The 26,392-nt window shown below is 56.9% G+C and carries 25 protein-coding genes; 16 read left to right on the top strand and 9 right to left on the bottom strand.

Features of this window, described 5'->3' with window-relative positions; translation table 11 throughout:
• Positions 1-235: 235 nt before the first annotated feature.
• Together ACNSOI_RS11085 and ACNSOI_RS11080 are read right to left on the bottom strand one after the other, a co-directional pair.
• Entirely contained in the window at positions 236-934 is a 699-nt protein-coding gene (locus tag ACNSOI_RS11085; RefSeq protein ID WP_061332095.1) for an NrdJb, read from the bottom strand.
• Positions 935-964: 30 nt separating this feature from the next.
• Positions 965-3,103, bottom strand: coding sequence for an adenosylcobalamin-dependent ribonucleoside-diphosphate reductase (locus tag ACNSOI_RS11080; protein ID WP_286255672.1), 2,139 nt, complete (start codon positions 3,101-3,103; stop codon positions 965-967).
• Positions 3,104-3,123: 20 nt separating this feature from the next.
• On the opposite strand from ACNSOI_RS11080, the gene ACNSOI_RS11075 reads away from it, so the two are divergent.
• A complete protein-coding gene (locus tag ACNSOI_RS11075; protein ID WP_420194025.1) occupies positions 3,124-3,378 on the top strand; it encodes a hypothetical protein in 255 nt (84 codons plus the stop codon).
• A gap of 298 nt (positions 3,379-3,676) precedes the next feature.
• Positions 3,677-4,486 (top strand): DUF6160 family protein, encoded by an 810-nt coding sequence (locus ACNSOI_RS11070; protein ID WP_420194024.1) that lies wholly within the window; start codon positions 3,677-3,679, stop codon positions 4,484-4,486.
• A 70-nt stretch (positions 4,487-4,556) separates the two neighbouring features.
• Here ACNSOI_RS11070 and ACNSOI_RS11065 read toward each other — a convergent pair whose 3' ends face one another.
• From ACNSOI_RS11065 to ACNSOI_RS11055, 3 genes are all read right to left on the bottom strand, one after another.
• Positions 4,557-5,351: an ABC transporter ATP-binding protein gene (locus ACNSOI_RS11065; RefSeq protein WP_061332101.1), complete on the bottom strand. Its 795-nt coding sequence runs from the start codon at positions 5,349-5,351 to the stop codon at positions 4,557-4,559.
• 9 nt (positions 5,352-5,360) lie between these two features.
• A complete protein-coding gene (locus ACNSOI_RS11060; RefSeq protein ID WP_072677142.1) occupies positions 5,361-6,263 on the bottom strand; it encodes an ABC transporter permease in 903 nt (300 codons plus the stop codon).
• Positions 6,264-6,329: 66 nt separating this feature from the next.
• Positions 6,330-7,304 carry an ABC transporter substrate-binding protein gene (locus ACNSOI_RS11055; protein WP_138437560.1) on the bottom strand — a complete coding sequence of 325 codons (975 nt, stop codon included), beginning with the start codon at positions 7,302-7,304 and terminating at the stop codon, positions 6,330-6,332.
• A 252-nt stretch (positions 7,305-7,556) separates the two neighbouring features.
• On the opposite strand from ACNSOI_RS11055, the gene ACNSOI_RS11050 reads away from it, so the two are divergent.
• Positions 7,557-9,224, top strand: a complete 1,668-nt coding sequence (locus tag ACNSOI_RS11050; RefSeq protein WP_061332107.1) for an AMP-binding protein — start codon at positions 7,557-7,559, stop codon at positions 9,222-9,224.
• A gap of 87 nt (positions 9,225-9,311) precedes the next feature.
• On the opposite strand, the gene ACNSOI_RS11045 is transcribed toward ACNSOI_RS11050, so the two are convergent.
• Positions 9,312-11,000, bottom strand: coding sequence for an ABC transporter permease (locus tag ACNSOI_RS11045; protein ID WP_061332109.1), 1,689 nt, complete (start codon positions 10,998-11,000; stop codon positions 9,312-9,314).
• A 167-nt stretch (positions 11,001-11,167) separates the two neighbouring features.
• On the bottom strand, positions 11,168-12,181 hold the full coding sequence (locus ACNSOI_RS11040) for a Fe(3+) ABC transporter substrate-binding protein (RefSeq protein ID WP_138437558.1): 1,014 nt from the start codon (positions 12,179-12,181) through the stop codon (positions 11,168-11,170).
• Between the two features lie 180 nt (positions 12,182-12,361).
• On the opposite strand from ACNSOI_RS11040, the gene ACNSOI_RS11035 reads away from it, so the two are divergent.
• From ACNSOI_RS11035 to ACNSOI_RS11025, 3 genes are all read left to right on the top strand, one after another.
• A complete protein-coding gene (locus tag ACNSOI_RS11035) occupies positions 12,362-12,640 on the top strand; it encodes a PilZ domain-containing protein (protein ID WP_058091120.1) in 279 nt (92 codons plus the stop codon).
• A gap of 73 nt (positions 12,641-12,713) precedes the next feature.
• Positions 12,714-13,310, top strand: a complete 597-nt coding sequence (locus ACNSOI_RS11030; protein ID WP_420194023.1) for a hypothetical protein — start codon at positions 12,714-12,716, stop codon at positions 13,308-13,310.
• Between the two features lie 177 nt (positions 13,311-13,487).
• Positions 13,488-14,795, top strand: a complete 1,308-nt coding sequence (locus ACNSOI_RS11025; RefSeq protein ID WP_058091118.1) for an HD-GYP domain-containing protein — start codon at positions 13,488-13,490, stop codon at positions 14,793-14,795.
• On the opposite strand, the gene ACNSOI_RS11020 is transcribed toward ACNSOI_RS11025, so the two are convergent.
• On the bottom strand, positions 14,785-15,903 hold the full coding sequence (locus tag ACNSOI_RS11020; protein ID WP_286250158.1) for an organic solvent ABC transporter permease: 1,119 nt from the start codon (positions 15,901-15,903) through the stop codon (positions 14,785-14,787). The genes ACNSOI_RS11025 and ACNSOI_RS11020 overlap by 11 nt on opposite strands.
• A 254-nt stretch (positions 15,904-16,157) precedes the next feature.
• Between ACNSOI_RS11020 and ACNSOI_RS11015 the strand changes: the two genes are divergently transcribed.
• From ACNSOI_RS11015 to queF, 3 genes are read left to right on the top strand one after another with little or no spacing between them, the layout of a single operon-like run.
• A complete protein-coding gene (locus ACNSOI_RS11015) occupies positions 16,158-17,108 on the top strand; it encodes an ABC transporter ATP-binding protein (protein ID WP_420194022.1) in 951 nt (316 codons plus the stop codon).
• On the top strand, positions 17,105-17,878 hold the full coding sequence (locus ACNSOI_RS11010) for an ABC transporter permease (protein WP_342630553.1): 774 nt from the start codon (positions 17,105-17,107) through the stop codon (positions 17,876-17,878). Before ACNSOI_RS11015 ends, ACNSOI_RS11010 begins: the two co-directional genes overlap by 4 nt.
• Before the next feature lie 18 nt (positions 17,879-17,896).
• Positions 17,897-18,715 carry an NADPH-dependent 7-cyano-7-deazaguanine reductase QueF gene (gene queF, locus ACNSOI_RS11005; RefSeq protein WP_342630552.1) on the top strand — a complete coding sequence of 273 codons (819 nt, stop codon included), beginning with the start codon at positions 17,897-17,899 and terminating at the stop codon, positions 18,713-18,715.
• Here the strand turns inward: queF and ACNSOI_RS11000 are convergent, their stop codons facing one another.
• Positions 18,716-20,155, bottom strand: a complete 1,440-nt coding sequence (locus ACNSOI_RS11000; RefSeq protein ID WP_152438292.1) for an adenylate/guanylate cyclase domain-containing protein — start codon at positions 20,153-20,155, stop codon at positions 18,716-18,718. It abuts the gene before it with no gap.
• 222 nt (positions 20,156-20,377) lie between these two features.
• On the opposite strand from ACNSOI_RS11000, the gene ACNSOI_RS10995 reads away from it, so the two are divergent.
• The 7 genes from ACNSOI_RS10995 to flgG all read left to right on the top strand — a co-directional run bounded on the left by ACNSOI_RS10995 (position 20,378) and on the right by flgG (position 26,389).
• Positions 20,378-20,953 (top strand): nitroreductase family protein, encoded by a 576-nt coding sequence (locus ACNSOI_RS10995; RefSeq protein WP_058091112.1) that lies wholly within the window; start codon positions 20,378-20,380, stop codon positions 20,951-20,953.
• 234 nt (positions 20,954-21,187) lie between these two features.
• Complete coding sequence (flgB, locus tag ACNSOI_RS10990; RefSeq protein ID WP_058091111.1) at positions 21,188-21,586, top strand: flagellar basal body rod protein FlgB; 399 nt, start codon at positions 21,188-21,190, stop codon at positions 21,584-21,586.
• Between the two features lie 32 nt (positions 21,587-21,618).
• Positions 21,619-22,071 carry a flagellar basal body rod protein FlgC gene (gene flgC / locus ACNSOI_RS10985; RefSeq protein ID WP_286250144.1) on the top strand — a complete coding sequence of 151 codons (453 nt, stop codon included), beginning with the start codon at positions 21,619-21,621 and terminating at the stop codon, positions 22,069-22,071.
• Between the two features lie 17 nt (positions 22,072-22,088).
• Positions 22,089-22,766, top strand: a complete 678-nt coding sequence (locus tag ACNSOI_RS10980) for a flagellar hook assembly protein FlgD (RefSeq protein WP_420194021.1) — start codon at positions 22,089-22,091, stop codon at positions 22,764-22,766.
• A 28-nt stretch (positions 22,767-22,794) separates the two neighbouring features.
• Positions 22,795-24,696, top strand: a complete 1,902-nt coding sequence (locus tag ACNSOI_RS10975; RefSeq protein WP_420194020.1) for a flagellar hook protein FlgE — start codon at positions 22,795-22,797, stop codon at positions 24,694-24,696.
• Between the two features lie 73 nt (positions 24,697-24,769).
• Entirely contained in the window at positions 24,770-25,522 is a 753-nt protein-coding gene (locus ACNSOI_RS10970) for a flagellar basal body rod protein FlgF (protein ID WP_420194019.1), read from the top strand.
• Between the two features lie 78 nt (positions 25,523-25,600).
• Positions 25,601-26,389, top strand: a complete 789-nt coding sequence (flgG, locus tag ACNSOI_RS10965; RefSeq protein WP_058091106.1) for a flagellar basal-body rod protein FlgG — start codon at positions 25,601-25,603, stop codon at positions 26,387-26,389.
• Positions 26,390-26,392 lie beyond the last annotated feature (3 nt).

Raw genomic sequence — 26,392 nt, 5'->3', positions numbered from 1 at the left:
ATTGAACTGCCTCATTATCACGCATCGATAAAACTACCTTACGGGCCATCGATGCAAAAAAAACCTAAAAGATCATGTAACTACAAACCCAAAAAAGAAACAAGCCAGATCCAACTTAGTAACATCAACGCAGCCAAATTCTCACCAATAACGACGCGCCACAAACATTGCCCCCAACAAAAAGGCCCGGCAGCTTCCGCAACCAGGCCTTCTCATCACTAAGCAGTCACTCACCTCAGCCGCACTTGCTGTCGCCGCAAGACAGGCAGGTAGCGCACCCGTCCATCACAATCACCGCTTTGGTGTTGCACTTGCCGCACATGGTGGCGTTGGCGGGGTAGTCGCTGCCACTGTCGTCGTTGGTGGCTTTGTTCTGGCTGGCTTCGAACTCGGCGCGTTTCTCGGCGAGGATGCGCTTGGTGGTTTCACTCAGCTCGTCGCTTTCCAGCAGGCCGATGGCCTTCAGGTGCTTCTCGATCACGGCGCCGATTTCGGCAACCAGTGATGGCATAAACACGCCGCCCTTCTTGAAGTACCCGCCGTTGGGGTCGTACACGCTGCGCAGCTCTTCCACCAGGAAGGTGACGTCACCACCTTTGCGGAACACCGCTGAGATTACGCGGGTGAGGGCGATTACCCACTGGAAGTGTTCCATCGATTTGGAGTTGATGAACACTTCATACGGCTGCCGGCTTTCGTGGTCGGTGTCTTCGTTCAGCAGGATGTCATTGATGGTAATGTACATCGCGTGCTCGGCCACCGGCGGTTTGATCTTGTAGGTGGTGCCCAGCAAGAAATCCGGCCGTTCGATGTTTTCGTTCATCTCCACCGGCTTGGTTTCAGCCATTACCGGTGCCTGATGCTCGTTAGGGGTTTCCGTGTCGGCTTTCTTGACTCGGTAGCCGACAATCTTGTTGCTGATTTTCACTGTCATGTTCGTTGTCCTGTCTGTCGGTTCCCGGGATCAATATTTACCGTAAGTGCCTTCTTTAAGCGCATCAAACAGGTTGGCGGCGGTGTGGGTTTCGCCGTCGTACTCTACCTGTTCGTTGCCCTTGAGGGTCACTTTGCTGCCATCATCCAGGGTGAACTCGTACAGGGTGTTTTCAAGGTCTTTCTCTTTAACCAGTACGCCCTGGAAGGCTTCCGGGTTGAAGCGGAAGGTGGTGCAGCCTTTCAGGCCCTTGTCGTAGGCGTACAGGTAAATGCCTTTGAAGTCCTGGTACGCGAAGTCTGTGGGCACGTTGGCTGTTTTGGAAATGGAGGAATCTACCCATTTCTGTGCCGCTGCCTGAATATCCACGTGCTGCGTGGGGGTTACATCATCGGAGGTGGTGAAGTAACTGGGCAGCTTTTTGTCTTCGTCTTCGGAGAAGGGCATAGCGCCGGGATTGACCAGATGGCGGTAGGCCAGCAGCTCGAAGCTGAATACGTCCACTTTCTCTTTGGTTTTACGGCCTTCACGGATGATGTTCCGGGCGTAGTGGTGCGAGAAGCTCGGCTCAATGCCGTTACTGGCGTTGTTGGCGAGCGACAGGCTGATGGTGCCAGTAGGCGCGATGGATGTGTGGTGGGTAAAACGGCCACCTTTCTCGGCCAGCTTTTTCACCAGTTCCGGCTCAACGTCGCCAATCTGCTGCATGTAGCGGCTGTACTTGGCGTGCAGCAGCTTGCCTTTGAGGATGTCGCCCACTTTGTAGCCGTCTTTGGCCAGGTCCGGGCACTTGTTCATCATCTTGGGGGTGATTTCAAACTCGTCTTCCATGATGGGCGCCGGGCCTTTCTCTTCAGCCAGGGCCAGAGACTGGCGCCAGCCTTCCACGGCCATTTCCCGTACCACGTCTTCGGTGAACTGCACGGAATCGTCAGAGCCGTAGGGCATGCGCAGCATGGCGAGGGTAGAGCCCAGGCCCAGGATGCCCATGCCGTGGCGGCGCTTGTAGGTGATCTCATGGCGCTGCTCGGCCAGTGGCAGGCCGTTGATTTCCACCACGTTATCCAGCATGCGGGTGAAGATGCCCACTACCTTGCGGTACTTCTCGTAGTTAAAGCTGGCTTTGTCGGTGAACGGGTAGTCCACAAACTTGGTCAGGTTCACGGAGCCCAGCAGGCAGCTGCCGTATGGGGGCAGGGGCTGTTCACCACAGGGGTTGGTGGCGCGGATATCTTCGCAGAACCAGTTGTTGTTCATCTGGTTAACTTTGTCGATCAGGATGAAGCCTGGCTCGGCGTAGTCGTAGGTGCTGGTCATGATGGTGTCCCAGATGAACTGGGCTTTCACCGTCTTGTAGATGCGGCAGGCAACCTTGCCTTCTTCGTTTACCACGTAGCCGTCCTGAACCGGGAAATCGCGGTACAGGAACTGCTCGGCGTTGTTCAGGTCCAGGCCTTCGTCTTCCGCTTCTTTTTTGGTGACAGGGAAGGAGAGGTGCCAGTCGTCGCCGTTGCGTACGGCTTCGATGAAGTCTTCGGTGATCAGCAGAGACAGGTTGAACTGGCGCAGGCGGCCGTCTTCACGCTTGGCCTGGATAAACTCGATGACGTCGGGGTGGTGTACATCGAAGGTGGCCATCTGGGCACCGCGGCGGCCACCGGCAGAAGACACGGTGAAGCACATGCGGTCGAAGATATCCATGAACGACAGCGGGCCGGAAGTTGTGGCGCCGGCGCCGGCGACGTAGGCACCGCGGGGGCGCAGGGTTGAGAACTCATAACCGATACCACAACCGGCCTTGAGGGTAAGGCCCGCTTCGTGGTTTTTCTCCAGGATGTCGTTCATCGAATCCTGGATACTGCCGGAAACCGTGCAGTTGATGGTGGAGGTGGCAGGCTTGTGAGCTTCCGCACCGGCGTTGGAGGTGATCCGGCCAGCCGGAATGGCACCGTTCTGCAGGGCCCAGAGAAACTCCTTCATGTACTTGTTGCGTACATTCTTGTTCTCCACTTCCGACAAGGCCTTGGCAACGCGCTCGTAGGTTGCGTTGATGTCTTTGTCGACCGCTTCGCCTGTCTTGGTCTTCAGCTGGTATTTGCTGTGCCAGATATCAAGCGACGCTTCCTGCATGGGAATCGTTGTGATCACTGCCTGTGCCTTAGCGTTCATTGCCACCCTCGGTTTCCAGTATGTCTCGTTTTGATGGTGCCGTCCCCGGCGCCATGCCCCTTTTTAATGGTGTTGCGTTCTTACTGCCGGCCCATTTTTTGGTCAAAAACACTAGATGTGGTATTTGCCTGGCGGAAGGTGCCGCCTGTTCAGAGCCGGTGGATTGCCTTTATCTTGCTGTCGGAGTTGCTTTTGCCGGCTTTCCCGGCGCCCGCGCGGCGGGCTGTGTGGTTGTTATTTGCCCTATATATGGGCTTCTTGTTCGTGAAGTATAACAGGATATAGTGGTCTGTGAATAAGAGAGCAACTATTGAATGAGCTTTGAGTGCAAAGAAAATCAATGGAAGAATACTTGCAACGCGCAAAATCCCTGCTGTGTGGGCGTTCAGCGCGGTTTCGGGGAAATCACTAGATGTTGTGGTTAAAAAGCGTTCAGTGAAAATTGTTGTGATGTGCAAGTTTTTGTGATGTCTGCACGTATCGAGATGCGACGTGTCGGTAGAGTATGAGGGTGGCGTCGTAACACCGCAGTGGCCCACAGGAAGTGATAACTACTATAAAAGGAAAAGAATAATGAAAGGCCTGAAACCTACCATGCTTGCGCTGTGTGTTGCGGGGGCAGCCCCTGCCGCCATGGCGTTCCAGCCGTTGGATGAAATCTCGATGGGTAACATCACCGGTCAGGCGGGTGTCACTATTGAGCTGGAAACCCGGCTGAATATTGATCGGTTTATCTACACGGATGAGGGATCGTTGGTGATTAACGATATCTCTGTGGGTGGTGCCAACCGTATCGACCTGTTCCCGGAACTGGGCTTTAACCTGACGGGAGCCGGGCCCAGCGACAAGCTGGACAACGTGCGGATCAATATCGACATTGCCAATGACGGCGATGCCATCATCAACATTCTCCCGATGACCTTCGGGGCTGTGGATATGCGCATCACCACCGGGGCCTGGGACCTGACCGGCACCGATGGCAGCACCACCATTATGGATAACTTCCAGATGGACATGCTGATTGGCTCTGGCACCATCCGGGTGGATACCGCCACGGATACCCTGAGGCTGTTAACGGATTTCGCCATCGATGACCTGGACTTTGATGTTCCGTTCCTGGCCATGGGTATCCGGGATCTCCGGCTCACCGGGGCGGATTATGATCTGCAGGCGCCCCAGCCCTTGCGGCTGTTCGCCAATGTGGATCTGGATATCTTCAAGGGTGCCAATGCGGCTGGCACGGAGGTTCTGGCCATTGAGATGGACAGCTTCCGGGCCGACCTGAGCATTGGTGGTGTGTTGATTGGTGGCACGTCGATTGGGTCGGTTATGCTGGACGACCTGGCGATTACCAATACCTCAATGCGCATCTACGGCCATTGATGGCTTGAGCGTTGCCTGAAAACCAAAACGGGGCCTTCGTGGCCCCGTTTTGGTTCTAGCGGAAGTAAGCTCAGCCCAACAACAGGCTGTCGTCGTCCACTTCCAGCCCGCGCTGTTTCTCGAACAGGCCGAGCAGGTCTTTCACTTCCAGTCCCTCCCGGTCTTTACCGGCAATGTCGAACACCACCTGGCCCTGGTGCAGCATGACTGTGCGGCTTCCCACTTCCAGCGCTTGTTTCATGCTGTGGGTGACCATCAGGGCGGTCAGCTTCTGTTCTTCAATGATCTTTTGCGTGAGTTCCAGAACAAAGTTGGCGGTTTTCGGGTCCAGGGCGGCGGTGTGCTCGTCCAGCAACAGGATGCTGGACGGCGTGAGGCTGGCCATCAGTAGGCTGACAGCCTGGCGCTGACCACCGGAGAGCAGGCCCATCTTGTCGCCGAGGCGGTTTTCCAGGCCCAGCTTCAGGGTGGCCAGGCTGTCCCGGAATTGCGGCAGGTACTTGCCTTTTACCGCGGTGGTGAGGCCACGGCGCTGGCCGCGCTTGATGGCCAGTGCCAGGTTTTCCTCGATGGACAGGTTTTCACAGGTGCCGGCCAGGGGGTCCTGGAACACCCGCGCCACTCGCGAAGCCCGTTTGTGGGTGGGCAGGCGGGTAACGTCCTGGTTGTCGACGATAATCTGGCCACTGTCCACCATCACCTCGCCCGACAGGGCGTTCAGGAAGGTGGACTTGCCGGCACCGTTACTGCCGATCACGGTCACAAACTCACCCTGGTTAACGGTCAGGCTCATGCCCCGCAGTGCCGGGTTTTCCAGTGGCGTACCCTTGCCGAAGGTAAGCCGTAGATCGGTTGCGCTGATCATAGTGCCTCCTCAGGCTTTCTTGCGGGTGAAGCGGTTGGTGAGATTGGTTCGTACACCGGGCAGCACAATTGCCAGGGTAACCAGTACCGCAGTAATCAGGTTCAGATCCTGCGCCTGCAGGCCAAGTACGTCTGCATTCAGTGCGAAGGCAATGGCCAAACGGTAGATGATGGCGCCGATCACGCAGGCCAGCAGGGCACGCATAACGGTAGACGGAGTGAGTACCGCCTCGCCGCCAATCAGGGAAGCCAGGCCAATAACAATCACGCCCACACCCATGGTGACATCGGCGGCCCCCTGGCTCTGGGCGAACAGGGCGCCGGCCAGGCCAACCAGGCCGTTAGACAGCGCCACACCGAGAATGATCATACCGCCCGTGGCGATGCCCTGAGCCCGCGCCATGCGGGCGTTGGAGCCGGTGGCTCGCATGGCCAGGCCAGTTTCCGATTTCATGAAGCGCCACAACAGCACCAGGGATACCGCCACGACGATCAGGAACAGAATCACCGGCACCTGATGGAACTCCAGGCCCAGGGAATACCAGGGCGTCAGCACCGTTTCTTCTGACAACAACGCGATATTCGGCCGGCCCATGATGCGCAGGTTTACCGAGTACAGCGCAATCATGGTCAGGATTGAGGCTAGCAGGTTCAGGATGTTGAGTTTGACGTTCAGGATGGCTGTTACAGCACCTGCCGCCATGCCTGCCAGCGCGGCGAAGCCGGTGGCGACCCACGGGTTCCAGCCTTCCAGGATCAGAACGGCGGCTACGGCGGCACCCAGGGGGAAGCTGCCGTCCACTGTCAGGTCGGGGAAGTCGAGAACACGGAAAGAGAGGTAAATACCAAAGGCAACCAGGCCGTAGATCAGGCCGGTTTCAAGAGCACCGTAGAATGCAATTTCACTGAGCATGGGTAGTTAATCACCGTGAAAGAAAACGGGCGGGCCCTTTTGGGGTCCGCCCGTGTTGGTCAGGCGTTACTTGTCGCTTTTGACGACTTCTTTTGCGTCCTGGATGAGGTCTTCGGACAGGGTAATACCCATGCGCTCACCGGCGGCCGGGTTTACGTAAAGGTCCAGCTCTTCCATGGTTTCAACGGGCATGTCGGCGGTGCCGGCACCTTCCAGAATGCGCACAACCATGGCGCCGGTCTGGCGGCCGTGGTTGTAGTAGTTGAACCCAAGAGCGGCAACCGCACCACGCTCAACAGTGGCGGTGTCTGCCGCGAATACCGGGATCTTGGAGCGTTCGCCAACGGAAATCACCGCTTCGGCGGCACTGATCACGGTGTTGTCGGTGGTCAGGTAGATGGCATCTACCTTGCCAACCAGTGAACGGGCCGCGCCCAGCACTTCAGAGGTCTTGGTGGCAGCACCTTTAACCAGCTGCATGTCGCGGGCCGCCAGGCGCTCTTCGAGCAGATCGATCAGGGCGGCGGCATTCGCTTCACCGGGGTTGTAAACGGTGCCGATGCGCTTGGCATCCGGCATGATGCGCTGCAGCATGTCCAAATGCTTCTCAATAGGCAGCATGTCGCTTACGCCAGTGATATTGGCGCCCGGAGCCTCAAGGCTCTGGACCAGTTTGGCCGCTACCGGGTCTGTCACTGCGGAGAACACAACCGGAATGTTGCGGGCTGCGGCTGCTACTGTCTGGGCAGACGGGGTAGCGATGGCAACAATCACGTCCGGGCTTTCACCCACGAACTTGCGGGCAATCTGTGAAGCAATCGCTGAGTTGCCCTGGGCGCTTTCGTGCATCAGGCGTAGGTTTTCACCCACGCGGTAGCCGCGTTCGGCCAGTTCATCTTTGATGCCTTCATGAGCGGCATCCAGTGCCGGGTGCTCAACAATCTGCGTGATGGCAACTACACGGGTTTCTTCAGCCTGAACCAGGCTTGCTGCTGCCAGCAGCGAAGCGCCGATCAGGGTGCGCAAGGTCTTCTTGGCCATATGCCCATCTCCGAGTCAGTGACTGAGGTCCCCGTTTGCCGGGGCGGAAAAATGAAAGTGCGCAAGTTTACCACAGGGATATAGGTTTCGGGGTAGGGATGGGCGATACTTTATCAGTTGCTATTGCGCATTTGTCTGAAATGCAGATATTTTGGTTTGGTCACGTTTTGACGTGCAGGGGTGTGTTGAAATAGGCTACGAAAGTCTAATAATACAATACCCCCCAACTATAAAGACAAACTAGGAAGGTCCATGGACACAACAAACAAACTTCCCCTCGATATGCTGTACCACTGGGAAGCCACGAAAGCTGATTCCCCTTACATGACTCAGCCGATTGGCAACGGCAAGGTGGTTGAATACACCTGGGGCCGGGCAATTGATGAAGCCCGCAGGATGGCGTCTTACCTGAAGTCCCTTAACCTGCCGGAAAAGAGCCGTATTGGTCTTATTTCGAAGAACTGCGCGCAATGGATCATGACCGACTGGGCGATCTGGTTGGCTGGCCATATTTCCGTACCCCTGTACCCGACCCTGAATGCGGATACCGTCAACTACATCCTGAACCACGCCGAATGCGAGGTTCTGTTTGTGGGCAAGCTGGACGACTGGGACAGCATGAAGCCGGGCGTTCCGGATTCCGTGCGTTGCATTTCCTACCCCCTGAGCCCGCCCAACGATTTCGAGACCTGGGACGACATCGTGGCCAAGTACCCGCCGCTGGAAGGTCAGGTGCACCGTGAGCCGGAAGAGCTGGCAACCATTGTGTACACCTCTGGCAGTACTGGTCGGCCCAAGGGTGTAATGCTCAGCTTCGAAAACATGGCGTTTGCCGCTGCTGGTGGCATTGAGACTCTGGGTGTGGGCCCCGAAGAGCGCATGCTGTCTTATCTGCCGCTGGCCCACGTGTTCGAACGTACCTTTGTAGAGTTGGGCTCTCTGTATGCCGGCTTCCATCTGTACTTTGCTGAGTCCCTGGATACCTTTGTCCAGGATCTGCAGCGGGCGCAGCCGACGCTGTTCCTGTCTGTGCCGCGCCTGTGGGTGAAGTTCCAGCACGGTGTGCTGCAGAAGGTGCCCAAGCAGAAGCTCGAGCGGTTGCTGAAGATTCCGCTGGTCAACAAGCTGATCAAGAAGAAAGTCCTCAAAGGCCTTGGCCTGGACAAGGTCAAGCTGGCTGGCTCCGGCTCCGCGCCGCTGTCCAACGATGTGCTGGACTGGTACCGCAACCTGGGCCTGGAGCTGCTGGAAGGCTACGGCATGTCTGAGAACTTTGCCTATTCGCACATGAACAAGCCGGGCCGTACCCGTACCGGTTACGTGGGCGAGGCGCTGCCGGGTGTTGAGGTGAAAATCAGCGAGCAGGGCGAAGTGTTGGTGAAGAGCCCGGCCACCATGATGGGTTACTACAAGGACGAAGAGAAAACCAAGGAAACCTTTACCGAGGATGGCTTCCTGAAGACCGGCGACAAGGGCGAGATCGATGAGATGGGCCGCCTGAAGCTGACGGGCCGCATCAAGGAGATCTTCAAGACCAGCAAGGGCAAGTACATTGCCCCTGCGCCGATTGAGAATCGTCTGATGTCCCATGACGCCATCGAGATGGTGTGTGTGTCTGGTGCCAACCAGACCCAGCCCCATGCCCTGGTGCTGCTGGGTGAGGAGATTCGCCCGAAGATGGCCGATGAAAGCTTCCGCAAGGAAATTGAAGAGAGCTTCACTCAGCTGATCAAAGACGTGAACAAAACCGTTGATCCCCACGAGCAACTGGCGTTCATTACTGTGGTCAGCGATGAGTGGTCCATCGAGAACAGCTTCCTGACCCCGACGCTGAAGCTCAAGCGTAACGTGGTTGAAGACGCTTACCAGGAGAAAGTGGATAGCTGGTACGCGAAGAAGCAGCCGGTTATCTGGCAGTAATCGCAGTAGGCACAACGCAGAAAACAGAAAGGCCCGGCAAATTGCCGGGCCTTCTTGTTTCTGAATCCGCAACTGAGCCAGCCGAAATCAGGTCATGGTCCTGGAATTGGAGATGGACCGGCTCATCAGAATGATCGGAATGATGCCCGCCAGCACGATGATCAGGGAGGGCAGTGCACTGTGGTACAGCTGCTCATCGGAAGCAAACTGGTACACGTAGGTGGCCAGGGTTTCGTAGTTGAATGGACGCAGTATCAGGGTGGCGGGCAGTTCCTTCATGCAGTCTACAAACACCACCAGGGCCGCTGTCACCAAGGTGCCCCTGAGCATGGGCAGGTGCACCTTCACCAGGGTTTTACCGGGTGTGTGACCCAGCGAGCGCGAGGCCATGTCCATGCTGGGTGTGATTTTTTGCAGGGCGCTTTCCACACTGCCAGCGGAAACCGCCAAAAAGCGAACCGTGTAGGCAAACACCAGGGCAAACGCAGTGCCGCTCAGCAGCAGGCCGGTGCTGAAGCCAAAGTAATCCCGCATCAGGCCATCGAACCAGTTGTCGAAACCGGCCAAAGGAATAATGACCCCAACCGCAAGCACCGCGCCGGGCATGGCGTAACCCAGGCTGGAAAGGCGCATCAGCACCTGCATGCCCCGGGTATTGTGCAGCCGGCGGCTGTAGGCGAGAGTAACACCAATCAGCAGGGTGGTCAGCGCTGCGGTACCAGACAGGAACAGGCTGTTAAAGGTGTTGCGAATGAAGTTTGGGTTCCAGCTTTCATCAAAGTATTCCCAGGCGTAGTAGCCAAGGGTGGCGCCCGGAATGATGAACCCGAATACCAGTGGGACGGCGCATACGGCCAGGCAAATCATCTGCCGCGGAAAAGACATGGTAAAGCGGTGGATGGGGTCGCGGTTATCGCGGGCGGCAAATTGTTGCTGGCGCCGGCGAGAGTAGCGTTCCAGTGTCACCAGGATCACCACGAACATAAGCATGGTGGTGGCGATCTGGGCCGCACCGCCCAGGTTGCCCAGGTTCATCCAGGTATCGAACAGGCCCAGGGTGAGGGTTTGTACGGCAAAGAAGTCGACGGTGCCGAAGTCGTTCAGGGTTTCCATCAGTACCAGTGACAAGCCTACCGCGATGGCGGGCCGGGCGATGGGCAATACCACCCGGAAAAACGTACTGATGGCCGAATGGCCAAGGCTGCGGCTGACCGCAAACAGCGACGGCGATTGCTCCATGAAGGCAGCGCGGCCCAATAGGTAAACGTAAGGGTACAGCACCAGGCCGATCATCAGGACCGCCCCTTCCAGGCTGCGAATTTCCGGGAACCAGTAGTCTGCGGCGCTTTGCCAGCCAAACCATTCCCGTAGGGCTTTCTGGACCGGCCCCGCGTAGTCGAGCAGGCTGGTATAAACGTAGGCAATCACGTAGGCCGGCACCGCAAAGGGCAGCAGCAGGGCCCACTCGAAGAATTTTCGCCCCGGGAACTCGCACATGGTGACCGCCCAGGCGGTGGAAAGCCCGATGATCAATGTGAGAATGCCCACGCCAATCATCAGTTTGATGGTGGTTGTGAGGTAGCGGGGCAGGGTGGTTTCCATCAGGTGTGGCCAGATGTTCTCATCAGGGAACAAGGCCAGGTAAAGCACAGAGAAGACCGGTAAAGCGACAATGGCCGTGGTGATCAGTGCACTGATCATCCATCGTTTCGAGGTGCGTTTGGCCAGAAGTGGTTGCGAAAGCCCCGGATTGGCACTGGAAACGACCTCGGTCATGCTTGTCCCGTTATGGAAGTGGTGATGAGAAGAATTGCGATTTTAGATACTGAGGGGGCTCACTGCAATGACGGGGGTCATTTCTGTCTCTGAAACAGACACTAAAAAGGGTACCAACGTGCCGTTGGTACCCTTTCTGATAGGCGCCTGATGTCGGCGCCAATTGGTTAGCCGTCGTAGTCGACGCGATCAATCAGGCGAACGGCTGCGTTGCGGTTGTTGGCGATTTCCTGCAACGACAGGGTGTCCGGGTTCATTTCGCCCCACTCAGCAACCATGCCGGTTGGCTTGACTTCCGGGTTTGCCGGGTACTCAGAGTTGGCCTCGGCGTAGATGCGCTGTGCGCTCGGTGAGGACAGGAACTCGATCAGCTTGATGGCGTTGTCCTTGTTGGGCGCACTCTGGGTCAGAGAAATACCACTGATGTTCACGTGGGTGCCACGATCGTTAGCGTTCGGGAACACCAGGTTGACCTGCTCGGCGGTCGGGCGCTGGTTTTCGTCCATCAGCATGTTGCCGTAGTAATAGCTGTTACCCAGGGCAAGGTCGCACACGCCTTCGGCAATAGCTCTGATCTGGTCACGATCACCGCCCTGGGGCTTGCGTGCCAGGTTGTCTTTAACGCCCTGGAGCCACTCCTGAGCCTTTTCTTCGCCATGATGGGCGATCATGGAAGACACCAGCGCTACGTTGTACGGGTGCTTGCCGCTACGGGTGCAGATACGGCCTTTCCATTTTGCATCGGTCAGGTCTTCGTAGGTGCTGATCTCGCCTTCTTCAACCCGGTCTTTGGAGGTGAAGATCAGGCGGCCACGGGTGGTCAGGGCAAACCACTTGCCGTCCGGGTGACGCAGGTTTTCCGGAATGTTCTTGTTAACGGTGTCGCTGTCTACTTCCGCGACCAGGTTTTTTTCAACCAGCTCGTTGATGCGGGAGATATCGACCGTCATAACCACGTCGGCCGGGCTGTTACGGCCTTCACGTTCCAGACGTTCTGCCAGACCCTGCTTGGCGAAGACAACGTTGGTCTTGATGCCGGTTTCATCGGTAAAGGCATTCAACAGCGGCTCCAGCAGATAAGCCTGGCGGTAGGAATAGATGTTTACTTCGCCATCGGCGGTGGCAGCCATCGGTGTGGCGGTCAGGGCGATGGCAACAGCGGCTGCTAGTTTCATTCGCATAGTGTTTTCCTTCCTTTTGTCTGGCTCACCTGATAGATAAACTCACAGGCAGTTAAAAACGACAACTATTCTCATTGCTATCACGGTTTGAGTCAATAACGCCGGAGGGATATTTGTGTAAAAATGGTGTTATGCTTGATAACACTATAAAAAACAGGCCAAAAGCAGGGTTCCCGGGGTATGGTAGACAACGATCGCAGAGTGCACAGCCGCACCGCTTTGAGTGCGAAAGTTAAGGTGGTACACGAACAGTTTGGTGAATTCGTGTTTTCAACCCGGGATATCTCGGACGGAGGCGTATTCATCGTACTCAACGACGAGCCTTTTGCGCCGCAGTTAGGCGACAAGGTAACCGTGCAGGTGCAGGGTTTGCCGGTGCCGGCACCTACACTCGATATGGTGGTGGTGCGGCAGACCAACGACGGTTTTGGTCTGCAGTTTGACCAGAATGATGAATAGTCCGTGGAATGTCCCCGCCCAATCCCGATAATGGAAGCCTTCGAGTCTGAGTTTTGAAAGGACGGCTTTACTGATGACTTTCGCTTTTTCAGGGCGTTCCGGGTTAGTGGCGGTGTTGTGTTCATTGCTTGTGTTGAACGGCTGCGCCAGTTACTACACACACTATGCGATGTTCCCGGCCGAGACCTCCGCAGGCGAAACCCGCCAGGTGAGGGTGTCCTGGCAAAGTGCCGAATACCCCGGCTGGTGGCTGGCCAGCAACAAGGCGACGCCTATCCGGCTGGAAACCCAGTGCAGCGAAAGGGTGTGGCGTATCACTGACCAGAACCACAGTGACAGCGGCGCCTGTGGCGAGGGGATCAGGGCCTGTGGTGAGCCTGGGAAAGACCGAATCGCAGCCACTGGCCAGCCGGCTACGGGCAAGGATGTGTGTGTAGCGGTTGAGCAGGGAGCGACCCTGAAGGGTGTCGCCGATATAGGGTCGAGTTTCGGCCTGCTGGTGAGCTGCCGGCCGGAATCTGTAGTGGTTAAGCGGGGTGATGACGAGATAAACATGGATTATCTGCGTCCGTCGCCGGTTGCTTATACCGTTCACGCCAGAAAAGTTCCCAGGGGCACGCTCAGCGCCCGCCTGCCATCGTTCAACGAAAGTGAGTGCAAAGAAGACTGACGAGTGTGGCATTCAGCCTGTGATGCCGTTCACGATGCTACATTTCGTTGCGGTTTGATAACTTGCGTTACTCCTTGTTTCCTTTCTGTGGTGTTTGGATACCAAACTGTAATGGTGTCTTTTAACCAGAGTGGCAAACTGGTTGATATCCAATAATCCAGTTTTCTGAGGTGTGCGGTGGGAGTCCAGCAGAAGAAAATCGCGGTTCATGATCTGGAGGTCGGCATGTTCGTGTCTGACCTGGATCGGCCGTGGCATCAGACCCCGTTCCCCATTCAGGGCTTCTATATCCGCTCCCAGAACGACATTCGGGCGCTGGTTTCCCACTGCAAGTGGGTTATGGTCGATGTGGCTGAGAGCCGGGATTCTGCCGCCCTGAGTAAAGAGACCGGAAAATCCTTCCGTAAGGCGTCCACCAGCCGTACCAACGGCCGGGAGGAGCTGCAACTGGCTCCGTTGAGTATTCGTGAGCCAGTCATCTACCAGACCGCCACCACGCTCAAGAGAGAAGTAAAGGCTTCCCGCCGTTTGCTGGCGGATGCCGAGAAAGCGCTTAAGGAGACATTCGCGACAGCCCAATCTGGCCAGATGCCGGATCTTCGGCCGGCTGCCGAGGTGGCCCGTAAAATGGTGGCAAGTGTTGCCCGCCAGCCGGATGCGTTGTTGTGGCTGAGCCGCACCCGTCAGTATGACGATTACATCTATCGCCATGCTATCAATACCGCCGTTTGGGCATTGGTCTGTGGTCGTCAGCTTGGTCTGAATGAGGGCCTGCTGAACCATCTTGGCACCGGTTGTTTGCTGTCTCAGGTGGGCAAGACCGAGCTGCCGAAAGACCTGCTGATGCGCGAGCATCAACTCGGGCCGGAAGAATACGCGGAGTATCGTAGCTACGTAACCCGGGGCGTGAAACTGCTTGAACACGCCGGCTTGTCACGTGCGGTGATGAGTGTGGTGCAGGGGCATCGGGAACGTCACAACGGTTCCGGTTTCCCGCAGGGGATCCGTGGCGACCGTATTCCGCTGCTGGCCAAGGTGGCTGGCATCGCTGAGTTTTTTGAATCGATGACGGCACCCCGTGATGATCAGCAGCCCTTGACCCCCGCTAAAGCGGTTTCCCTGCTGTACGACATGCGCAATATCGAATTCCAGGAGGACCTGGTTGAGGCCTTTATTCAGGCCATTGGTATCTACCCGACCGGTTCACTGGTGGAGCTGTCCGACGGCCAGCGGGGTGTGGTGGTTTCCCACTCGCCAGAGCGTCGTCTATGGCCCCGGGTGATGGTGATGCAAGGCCCGGATTGCCAGCCCCTGAAAACCGCCAGGATTATTGATCTGGCGAAATTCAACCAATCTCGTCCGGCCTCTGAAGCGGTGACTGTAAGGGACTGCCTGCCCCACGGAACAGAGGGATTGGACCCAGCCCTTTACGATGTTACCGGTGGCGAATTCCGGTGGTCGCTGAACAGTCTGATCAATCGATAACAACCCGCAATTGTTTGCGTACCCAGCGGTAGGTGTTGCCTGGTCTGAAGTTGATCAGCAGCTCCGATTCTCCGCCACTGGGCCCGGCCACAAAGTAGTCTACGTCTGCGTCTTGCCAGCTCCAGGAGTGGACAACGACATCCTGCTCCCGTTTGCTGATTGCCTCCAACTGAGCTAGTTCTGGCTCCCCACCGATCTTGCGGATTGCAACCGTCTTGATTTCGGTGTCGCTGGCGGCATGGTTGGCTTTATGGTCTGCCAGGTAATAGCGGCGCCCGATTTCCCGGGTGATGGCATTCAGCTCCCGGCGTAGATAGGTTCTGGCCCGTTCGTTGTCTGCATCTTCCAGGGTCCGTACGGCCTGGAGAATCCGGTTACGCAGGTTTTCCAGGTCTTCCCGATAGTCGGTATCTGGATCAATGTCGTCGTCGTTTTCCGGCCGTGGCGGTGCGTTGTTGATGTCGTCGTCTGTGGGTGGGGCGGAGCAAAGCTCGTCGTCCTCCGGGTAGAAGCAGATCTGCGCCAGTAGTTGATTGGCGGGTGAGTCTTCTGCGGTGAACTCCGCCTGGTTGACGTTAAAATTCAGGGCGTTGGGCAGGTCCGGGTTGTCCAGGGCGGCGTTTAACTGGTCGACGACTCTTGTGCGTATATCAATGCCTGAGCCTTCAGGTACATTCTCTGTCCAGTTCAGGGCCATCAGAAACCGCGTCATGTTCAGCAGGGTGATGTTGTTGAGCTGCTGTTGTTCGCTGATGGTGTGATCCCGAAGTTCCTCGTCATTCACGCCGGGGGTGTTGAGGGCGTCCCGGGTCTCTGGCAGAAATTCGAGAAAGGTTACGTATTCCCGTGCCGGAACGTCAGAGACAATGGGCAGATTGCCAACATTGAACGACAGGGTTTCGCCGGGATAGTAGCGGAAACGGCCCTGATCGTCCGTTGTACCGGCCTGGCTGGCGGTTTGGTAAACGAGACCACTAACCCCCAGGAAGTGCACACGCCCGGTACTGGTGTCGTCTGAGCCGGAACTGCCACCGCTGTCCAGGCAACCTGCCAGAACAAATGCAGCGGAAAAAGGTAAGAGCAGGCGGGTGAGGTGAACGAATCTCATAGTGTGTCGTACAATCCCTTCGCGTTGGCCTGGCGCATCCGGTGCCGGGTGTCAGGCTTTTTGTAAGTTGTTGTAACAGCATTATAGGGAGGGCGGCAGAGGTATATCGGGAAACCTGTCGCAGTTTCTGCGTTTGCCGGTGGTCTGCCTGGTTGTGCTCACCCCCCTTGATTTTCGTCAGATCGCCACAATCACCTAGCTCTCTACCTATTTGCCGGTTTCGGCACACGTTCCTCTCAGATAACGGTTTGGTTATGACCTACGCATTGGAAATTGAAGGGCTGGTCAAAAGCTACAGCAGTGGCTTTCAGGCGCTTAAGGGGATTGATCTTCGGGTACAGGAAGGCGATTTTTTCGCACTTCTGGGCCCGAATGGTGCTGGAAAATCCACCACCCTGGGCATTGTGTCTTCGTTGGTGAACAAATCCGGTGGGCGGGTGAAGGTGTTCGGCCATGACATCGATACCGAACTGTCCGCCGCGAAGCTGAACCTTGGAGTGGTGCCACAGGAGTTCAATTTCAACCAGTTTGAAAAGGTCTTCGACATAGTCACCACCCAGGCCGGTTACTACGGCATTCCACTCAAGCAGGCCAGGATCTCGGCGGAGAAGTACCTCCGGAAACTGGGCTTGTGGGACAAGCGCGACACCCCGTCGCGGATGCTGTCTGGCGGTATGAAGCGGCGGCTGATGATTGCCCGTGCGCTGGTGCATGAACCACGCCTGCTGATTCTCGATGAGCCCACCGCCGGCGTTGATATCGAACTGCGCCGTTCTATGTGGCAGTTCCTGGAAGAAATGAACCGCCAGGGCACCACGATCATTCTGACCACTCATTATCTTGAAGAAGCCGAGGCGCTTTGCCGCAATATTGCGATCATTGACCACGGGGAGATTATCCGGCACACCAGCAAGCGCGAGCTGCTTAAACAGCTGAGTGTGGAAACATTCGTGCTGGATCTCGAGCAGCCCGTTGATGCCGCCCCGGAGCTCGAAGGCTTTCATTGCGAACTCAACGACGACGGGGCACTGGAGGCCGAGGTGGCCAAAGGGCAGGGCCTGAACGCCCTCTTTGTTGAGCTGGAAAAGCAGGGCATCAAGGTAATCAGCATGCGCACCAAAGCCAACCGGCTGGAGGAGTTGTTTGTGCGCATGGTGGAAGACAACGCCCGTGAGACCAACCGGCAGGCGGAGGTGAAGGCGTGACGTTACAGGCACTGTGGACCGCGTTTTACACCATCGTACTCCGGGAGATTCGCCGGTTTACCCGGATATGGCCCCAGACTCTGTTGCCGCCTGCGGTCACCATGACGCTGTATTTTATTATCTTCGGCAACCTGATCGGCTCGCGCATTGGTGAAATGGGCGGGTACGACTATATGCAGTTCATTGTGCCGGGGCTGATCATGATGGCGGTGATCACCAACTCCTACGCCAACGTGGTGTCGTCGTTTTTTTCCATGAAGTTTCAGCGCAGTATTGAGGAGCTTCTGGTGTCGCCGGTTCCCAACTGGACCATCCTGGCCGGTTACGTGGCGGGCGGTATGGCCCGGGGGCTGAGTATTGGCCTGGTGGTTACCTTGCTGTCTCTTGCTTTTACCCGGTTATCGATTCACAGCCTGCCCATGGTGGTAGTGACGGTATTCCTGACATCGGCGTTGTTTTCCCTGGGTGGCTTCATCAATGCCATGCTGGCGACCAAGTTTGATGATATTTCCATTGTGCCCACGTTTGTGCTGACACCGCTGACGTACCTTGGTGGGGTGTTCTACAGCATCGATATGTTGCCGGGGTTCTGGCAGGGCGTGTCGATGGCCAACCCTATACTGTATATGGTGAATGGTTTCCGCTTCGGCATACTGGGTGTTTCGGACGTTAATCCGTTTGTCTCCCTTGGTATGATTCTGGTTTTCATTGTCCTTTTGGCGACCATTGCATTGCGTATGCTTGCCCGGGGCAAGGGTATCCGCCACTGACAGGTTTCAGGAAAAACTATGGCTTTGCACAATGCGCCGCTGGGAAAGGCCAGCGACTATCCGGATCAGTACGATCCGTCTCTGTTGTTCCCGGTTGCCCGTGAGGAAAACCGCCGCCGTATCGGGCTGGAGGATGGCCGCTGGCCGTGGTTTGGTGAGGACCTCTGGCAGGCGTGGGAGATCTCCTGGTTGCGCCCGGGCGGCGTGCCAGCAGTTGCCTGGGGGGAGATCCGCTTTCCGGCGGCGTCGCCGTCGATTATCGAAAGTAAATCCCTGAAGCTCTATCTGAATTCCCTGAACCAGGCGGTGTTCTCATCGGCGGATCAGGTTGCCGAGACCATTACCGCCGACCTGTCCAGCGCCTGTGGCGCCGCCGTGGCTGTGCGGCTGTTCAGTGTCGACGAATCCGCCCCTGCGGAAGGTCGGCCGCAGGGCTATGAGCTGATTGATGACGAGCCGGTAGACGATGTGGTTTACGAATACTCGGCGGATTCACTCAGCGCAGGCGAAGAAGTGGTAAGCGAGCAGCTGTGTTCCCACTTGCTGAAAAGCAATTGCCCGGTCACCGGCCAGCCTGACTGGGCCAGCGTGTTCATTCGTTATACCGGCCCGAAGATAGATCGTGCTGGTTTGCTGCGTTATGTGGTCAGTTTTCGCCAGAAGCAGGATTTCCATGAGCACTGCGTGGAAACCGTGTTTACGGATTTGATGGCCCGGTGTCAGCCAACGGCATTGATGGTTTGTGCCCGTTACACGCGGCGTGGAGGGCTGGATATCAACCCGTGGCGCAGCACCTGTGCAGAGGGTGATGCCGGACCGAGGTTGGTCCGGCAGTAGTTAGTCGGCGTCGTCTTCCTGACGCAGCCGGTCGGCTGCGTCTTCAAGGGCAGCGAGTACCTCTCTGCGTTCCCTTTCGGTGATCTTGTCGGAGTCCAGGTACATGGCAAAGCCGCTGTGTTCATGTTCCAGGAAGCTGCGGTTCGGGCCCATATCCCGGCGGAAGTCCACCACTTCGTAAATGGGTACGGGCTTACCGAAGCCCTTCACGGTGATCTCGCCTTTGTCCCGGCACATGATGCGGTCTTTGATCAGAGAGAAGGTCTCGTAGGACACCAGAATCTCGCCAGGTTCTGCGAGGCTTTCCAGCCGGCTGGCCAGGTTCACTTCCTTGCCGATGATGGTGTAGTCCATCCGGTTTTCGGCACCGAAGTTGCCGACGGTGGTGTATCCGGTGCTGATACCCATACGGATCTCAAGCGGGGTTTTGATGCCCTGGCTCCGCCATTTCTGGCGCATGATCTTCATATGCTTGCGCATGTCGATGGCCATGGACACACAAGCAAAGGCGTCTTCCCGTTGGCCACGGCTGGTAGGGTCGCCAAAGAAGATCATGATGGAATCGCCGACGAATTTGTCGATGGTGCCACCGTATCGGAGAGCGACTTCCGACATTTCATTGAAGTAGTGATTGAGCAGTTCGGTCAGGGCTTCGGGTTCCATTTCCTCAGACAGTTCGGTGAAGCCCTTGATGTCGGAGAAGAACACGGCCAGTTTTTTGCGCTGGGTTTCCAGCCGAACGTCACGCTCGCCGGTAAAGATGGATTGCCAGACCTGCGGCGACAGGTATTTGGATAGCTTGTGGGAGAGCGCGATAGACTGTTCACGCTGGTTCTGGATCTGGGTTTTTGCCAACAACAGTGTGCGGGCCTGTTGGTGGGAGTAGTAGGCGGTTACGCAGATATAGACGCCGGTAGAGGCCAGGGCCAAGATGCTGGTCAGCAGCGGCGATTGCAGGCTGTCGGCAACGCCAAAGGTAGCTGCAGACGCCGCAAGTGAGGCGAGCATGAGTACGGTGCCGAACAGCCACTGGCGGATACCGCCCACAATCAGGCAGCTGAACATCAGCATTAACAATATGGACACCGAGGGAATGGCAATCAGGCCGATAAGTCCGATGAAGGTGCCACCAATAACGCAGTCGAGAAACAGCATCTTCTGCCGGATTCGTGGTGAGCGGCGAAGAAACGTACGCCTGGTCAGCAAATGGGCGATGTGCGGCCAGGTAAGTGCGCCGGCCACAAACCACAGCAACCATTGCTGAAACACGCCCTGGAGGATTCCGGCGACAATAATCGCGGCCGTTGCGGTGTAGGCGATGATTCGGCCGTTATAATCCGGCATGGGCGGAATGGCCACGGTGTGGTCGTGGATGTCCGCGGAAGCGAGTTTACCCGCGCTGCTGGCGACATTGCGCAAATCGGCCTGTGCGCTCATCATGTCAGAACCGAGTCTTCCCGGTGGCAGGAATACAGGGCCCTGCAGTTGCGAAAAGCTTGTTGGTCACTCATTGTATGCCGCCGAACACGTTATCGTTGTTGGTGGTTATTTTTCTATGTGTAGTTACTACTAAAGGTTAACAGTATTACGTATAACCCACAATTCGCTGAGGCATCTTTGCCCTTAGGGCAACAGATACAGCCATCTTGACTGTGAGCCAGTATGACGTCTGTAACCCGATTTTTACTCGAAAGAGCATCCGAACCCCGATTAGAAGACCCGGCACCGCCGCGGAGTATAGTTGATGTGGCCCTTCAGTGTGCCGCCAGGGCACCGGACCATGCCTTACTGAGGCCATGGCGCTATCTTGTGGTGGAAGGGGATGCCCGGCAGGCCCTGGGAGACCTGTTCGCCAAGGCATGTCCTGATAGCGCCAGTGAGCAGGAAATCGAGAAAGCCCGGCGGGCGCCGCTGCGGGCACCGATGGTGATCGTAGGAATCGCAACGCCCAAATCCCACCCGAAAGTGCCGGAGGTCGAACAGCTTATGTCTGCCGCATCGGGCATGAGCTTTCTCGGCCTTGCCCTGCAGGATGCTGGTTTTGGCGTGATGTGGCGTACCGGGGGTGTGGCCTACCATCCCGATGTGCTTGAAGGGTTGGGTTTAGAGCCCGGGGAAACGGTCGTCGGCTTCCTGTATACCGGTACGGTGTCGGTTGAGAAACCTTCAGTGCCACGCCCGGCTACCGGGGATTTTGTAAAGGTCTGGCGTGGGCCCGGGCGCCAGGAAAGTTGGTGAGCTTCCCGCTGATGTTTTGATAGCGGCAATCCGTTTAACCGCCAAGGGAAATGGTTTGCCGCCTTTGCTCTGAACCCTTCTCCGTTGCCGCTCAAAATCTGATCGCATCCCGCCAGAAGCCCTGGCGCCCAAGCACTCTCGAAAACTGGCACCACCTTTGCTTTGACTCTTCCAGAACGCAAATCCGGCAAGCCGCCGTTCAAGCGGTGCCGGTGCAGAATTCCGGAGGCAGTCATGGCAATTACATTTGATAAGGCATTGGGTATTCACGAGCACGCACTTCAGGCCCGGGTGCAGCGTGCGGAAGTACTCGCCAACAACCTGGCCAATGCCGATACCCCGGGCTACAAGGCACGGGATATCGATTTCAGGGCGATGATGCAGAAAGCCCAGGAGTCGGTCAGTGGTCTGCAAATGGCGACCACTCACCAAGGCCACATGGACACCTCCAGCCCCGGCAGTGACGGCGAGTTGCTTTACCGCAATCCGCACCAGCCGTCTGTCGATGGTAATACCGTGGATGCCCAGGAAGAGCAGAGCCGCTTCATGCGTAATGCCATGGACTACCAGGCCAGCTTCCAGTTTCTGAGCAGCAAGTTTTCCGGATTGACCAAAGCCCTGAAGGGTGAGTAAGCCGCAGTCATTTACGATTTGAGGAGATTGCCATGTCACTGGGCAACATTTTTGACATCGCCGGTTCCGGCATGACCGCACAATCCCTGCGGCTGAATACCACGGCTTCCAACATTGCGAACGCCGAGACTGCCAGTTCCAGCACCGAGAATGCCTACAGGGCACGCAAACCAGTCTTCGCCGCTATTCAGCAGGCCATGCTGAACCCGGATCAAAAGCAGGGCTTCGGCACCAGCCTGGACGACGGCCCCGGTGCCGGTGTACGGGTTGAGGGAATCCTGGAGAGCGATGCAGAGTTGCAGATGCGCTACGAGCCCAACCATCCCGCTGCCAATGAAGACGGTTACGTGTTCTACCCGAATGTGAATGTGGTTGAGGAAATGGCAGATATGATGTCTTCCTCCCGCAGTTTCCAGATGAATGTGGACGTCATGAACACTGCCAAGTCCATGATGCAACGAATCCTGACGCTGGGTCAGCAGTAAATAGTGAGGAGTGAGTCATGAGTGCAGTGAATTCGGCTTCGGCCTCAGAAGTACTGGGCCAGTATCGGATCAATCAGGACGACAAGGCCCGTGGTGGCAGTGAGCTTGGCAAAGACGCTTTCATGGAACTGATGCTTGCCCAGCTTAAAAACCAGAACCCGCTGGAACCCCAGGATAACGGAGACTTTATCTCCCAGCTGGCGCAGTTCAGCTCCCTGGAGGAAATGCAGAACCTGTCTGGTACCGTTGAGGATGTGGCCGGACAGTTCCGCTCCAGTCAGGCCTTACAAGCGTCTGCAATGGTTGGCAAGACCGTTCTTGCCCCATCAAGCGTGGGTATTCTGGGTAATGATGGCGAGATCACCGGCACCATCGAGGTACCAGCATCTACGGGTGGGCTGCGCTTGTCAGTGATGAACCAGAGCGGTGAGCTGGTGCGCCAGATTGATATGGGCAGCAGCCAGGCCGGCGTGGTGTCGTTCCGCTGGGATGGCGAGGACGGCAACGGCAATCCTTTGCCGCCTGGACCGTACCAGATTGTCGCGCAGGGCTCTTATCCGTCCGGTCCTGAACAACTCGGCACCATGGTTAGCGCCAATGTGGACAGTGTGTCCCTGGGTAAGGGTGGTTCCATTACCCTCAATCTTGCCGGTATGGGTTCCATTGCCCTGTCCGACGTCAAACAAATTAACTGATCCGGTGTCAGACCAGGAGGTATAAGTCATGGCATTTAACACAGGTTTGAGCGGCCTTCGGGCAGCCTCGGTCGATCTGGATGTCACCGGCAACAACATTGCCAACGCCAGCACGGTAGGCTTCAAGGGCAGCAAGGTACAGTTCGGTGATTTGTACGCCAGCGGCTTTCTGAGTGGCGGCACTAACCCGATCGGTGATGGTGTGCGTGTTCAGGACGTCAAGCAGTCCTTTGGCCAGGGCAACATCAGCTTTACCGATAACGGCCTGGACATGGCCATCAGTGGTGATGGTTTCTTTATCCTGAATAACAATGGCGAGATTCGCTACTCTCGGGCTGGCCAGTTTGGTATCGATAAAGACGGTTTTGTGACCAATAACCAGAACATGCGGGTTCAGGGTTTTACTGCAGATAACGACGGCAACCTGTCCGGTATTCGGGGTGATCTGCAGATTGAAACGGATAACCTGGCGCCACGCCGCACCACCAATCTGCGATCCGATCTGAACCTGGATTCCCGCCAATCTGTGCTGGAGAGCCGAGTGGTGGATTTCCAGACGGTGTCTATGGGGGATATCACCGTAGATGATGTGTTCCGTGTTGCCTACTCGGATGGCACCAACTCGCCAGACATCACTATTCCCGCTGGCACCTCCGCACGGGATGCGGCGGGCATCATCAACCAGCAGCGTGGTCTGTCTGCCTCTGCCACCACGGCGGTCACCCTGGGCCAGGAATTCTCGATCACTGATCTGGAAAATGCATTAGCGGCGGGCGATACCGAATTCCGGATAGAACTGGATGGCCAGAATGTGCCTATCTCGCTCAGCGGGGTCAGTTCATTGCAGGGGCTGGTGGACTCCATCAACGCGTCGAGCGCCACTAGCCTGTCTGCCTCCCTGGTTGATGGTGGAAGCGACATCCGGATTATTGACAACCGTGGCTCTGATGTAGGTATCAGTTTTGCCAGCACCGATGCCGGGGTAAACCAGCCTCTTGAGGTGTTCCAGGGCGATCTGAACATTCAGTCTGATCGCACGGTTCAGGACATTATTCCGGCTGGTGCGAGCAGCGAGATTGCCGATGCCTTCGCCGGTGGCGACTTGCGGATTACCAATTCCTTCAATCCCCTGGATCAGAGAACCTACAACCACGCCACCTCAACCACCATTTTTGACAGCCTGGGTAATTCACACGAACTGACCCAGTTCTTCGTCAAGAACCCTTCACCGGGTAACGGCGTGGGTGTCAGTGAATGGTCGGTCTACCTTCAGATTGATGGTGAGCTGGTGGCCGGTACAGATACTTCTCCTTACACTGCGCGCTTCAACGAAGACGGCACCTTGCAGTCCATCAACGGTGACCCGAACGGTGAGATTGTGGTTACCGACTGGGTTCCGAAGGACCCGAACGGAGAGCCGAATGGTGCAGACGGCCCACCATTGCCGGGCGAAGAAGTGGTTACTCCCATTCCGGAGCCGCCAACGACGTCCGCCTTTGTTGTAGATCTTGGGAACACCACCCAATATGGCGCTGCGTTTGGTGTCAATGACCAGCGCCAGAACGGCTACAGCACCGGCCGTTTGTCCGGCCTGGACGTGTCTGACCAGGGTGTGATCTTTGCACGATATACCAACGGGCAATCCAAATCCCTGGGGCAGGTAGCATTGGCCTCATTCAACAACACCAACGGGCTGTCGCCGGTGGGTGAGACTACCTGGGTGGAAACCTTTGAATCCGGCCAGCCGATTATCGGTGCGCCGGACACCGGTACCTTGGGTTCCATCAAGGCGAGCTCGGTGGAAGAGTCCAATGTGGACCTCTCCGCAGAGCTGGTGAACCTGATCATTGCCCAGCGCAATTACCAGGCTAACGCCAAGACCATTGAAACCTCTGATGCGGTCACCCAGACCATCATCAACCTCCGGTAACGCCCTTCCATAAACATGGCATGACTCCTGCAGGATGACTGGAAACAGTCAAAATTCCGGCAGGAGTTTGCCCATGGACAAAGCCCTTTATATTGGAATGTCTGGCGCCAAGCAGAACATGCTGGCCCAGCGTGCCCATGCCAATAACCTGGCAAACGTGAACACCACCGGCTTCAAAAAGGATTTTGCCCAGGCCCGCAGTATGCCTGTGTTTGGTGAACACCACCCCACCCGCGCCTACGCCATGACCGAGCGCCCCGGTACCGATTTGTCCGCCGGCGCCCTGATGGACACCGGTCGCAAGCTGGATGTTGCCGTAGAGGGCGATGGCTGGCTGGCGGTACAGAACGATCTGGGTGAAGAAGTGTTTACCCGCAGCGGCAGCCTCCAGGTGGATGTAAACGGCCTGGTTCGCCTCGCCAGCGGTGAGCTGGTGCTGGGCAATGGCGGCCCTGTGGCGCTGCCGCCCTTTGACAACCTGCAGGTGGGGGCAGACGGCACCATTTCTATTGTGCCAGTGGGAGGCCCGCCGGATCAGTTGGTGGAAGTGGATCGCCTGAAGCTGGTGAACCCGCCCGCCAATGCCCTTGAGAAGGGGCTGGATGGATTCATCCGCCGTAAGCCGGATCAGGCCCTGGATGGCCCGGAGCCGCCGGATGCCGCTATGCGCGTCGCCACTGGTTTTCTGGAAAGTTCCAACGTGAATGCTGTGGAAGAAATGATTGCCAACCTGCAGTTATCCCGTCAGTACGAGATGCAGGTGAAGGTAATGTCCACGGCCAACGAGAATTCCGAAGCTGCGGCACGACTGTTGCAGAACCTTTGATAACACTGAGAACAGATCATCCACTGGCCACAAGCGGCAAAGAATCGCCGCTGCCGCCGGCGGGTAAGGAGTAGAGCAATGCATCCAGCACTTTGGGTCAGCAAAACCGGGTTGAGCGCACAGGACACCAACATGTCCACCATCTCAAACAACCTGGCTAACGTGAACACTACCGGCTTCAAGCGTGACCGGGCAGTATTCCAGGATCTCCTGTACCAGATCAACCGGCAGCCCGGTGGTCTGAGTACCGAGAACACAGAACTGCCATCCGGCCTGCAACTGGGTACCGGGGTGAGGGTGGTTGGCACTGCCAAGCAGTTCAGCCAGGGCAACCTGCAGATTACCGATCAGCCGCTGGATCTGGCCGTGAATGGCCGGGGCTTCTTCCAGATTGAGCTGCCGGATGGCCAGATTGCCTATACCCGGGATGGCCAGTTCCAGTTGAATGCCGATGGCGATGTGGTCACGCCGGATGGCTACCCGCTGGAACCCAACATCAATGTGCCGGAAGACGCGACCAACATCACCATTGGTAAGGATGGCACTGTTACCGTGGTGACCGATGACCAGGCCGCGCCGATCAACCTTGGCCAGATCACCCTGGTGGACTTCATCAACCCTCAGGGGCTACAGGCCATTGGTAACAACCTGTTCAAGGAAACCAACGCCAGTGGCGACCCGGCAGAGGGCGAGCCAGGCCTGGCCGGTCTGGGAAATATCGAGCAGGGAACCATTGAGTCATCCAACGTCGAAGTGGTGGAAGAGCTGGTCAATATGATCACCACGCAGCGGGCCTATGAGATGAACTCGAAGGTGGTCTCTACCACCGATCAGATGCTCCAGTTCATTACCAATAACATCGGGTAAGTT

The organism is Marinobacter sp. GH_1 (assembly GCF_048595985.1).
GTDB classification, from domain to species: domain Bacteria; phylum Pseudomonadota; class Gammaproteobacteria; order Pseudomonadales; family Oleiphilaceae; genus Marinobacter; species Marinobacter shengliensis.
Note: the sequence above shows the minus strand (reverse complement) of the source record. Positions and strands in the feature narration are given on the sequence as shown.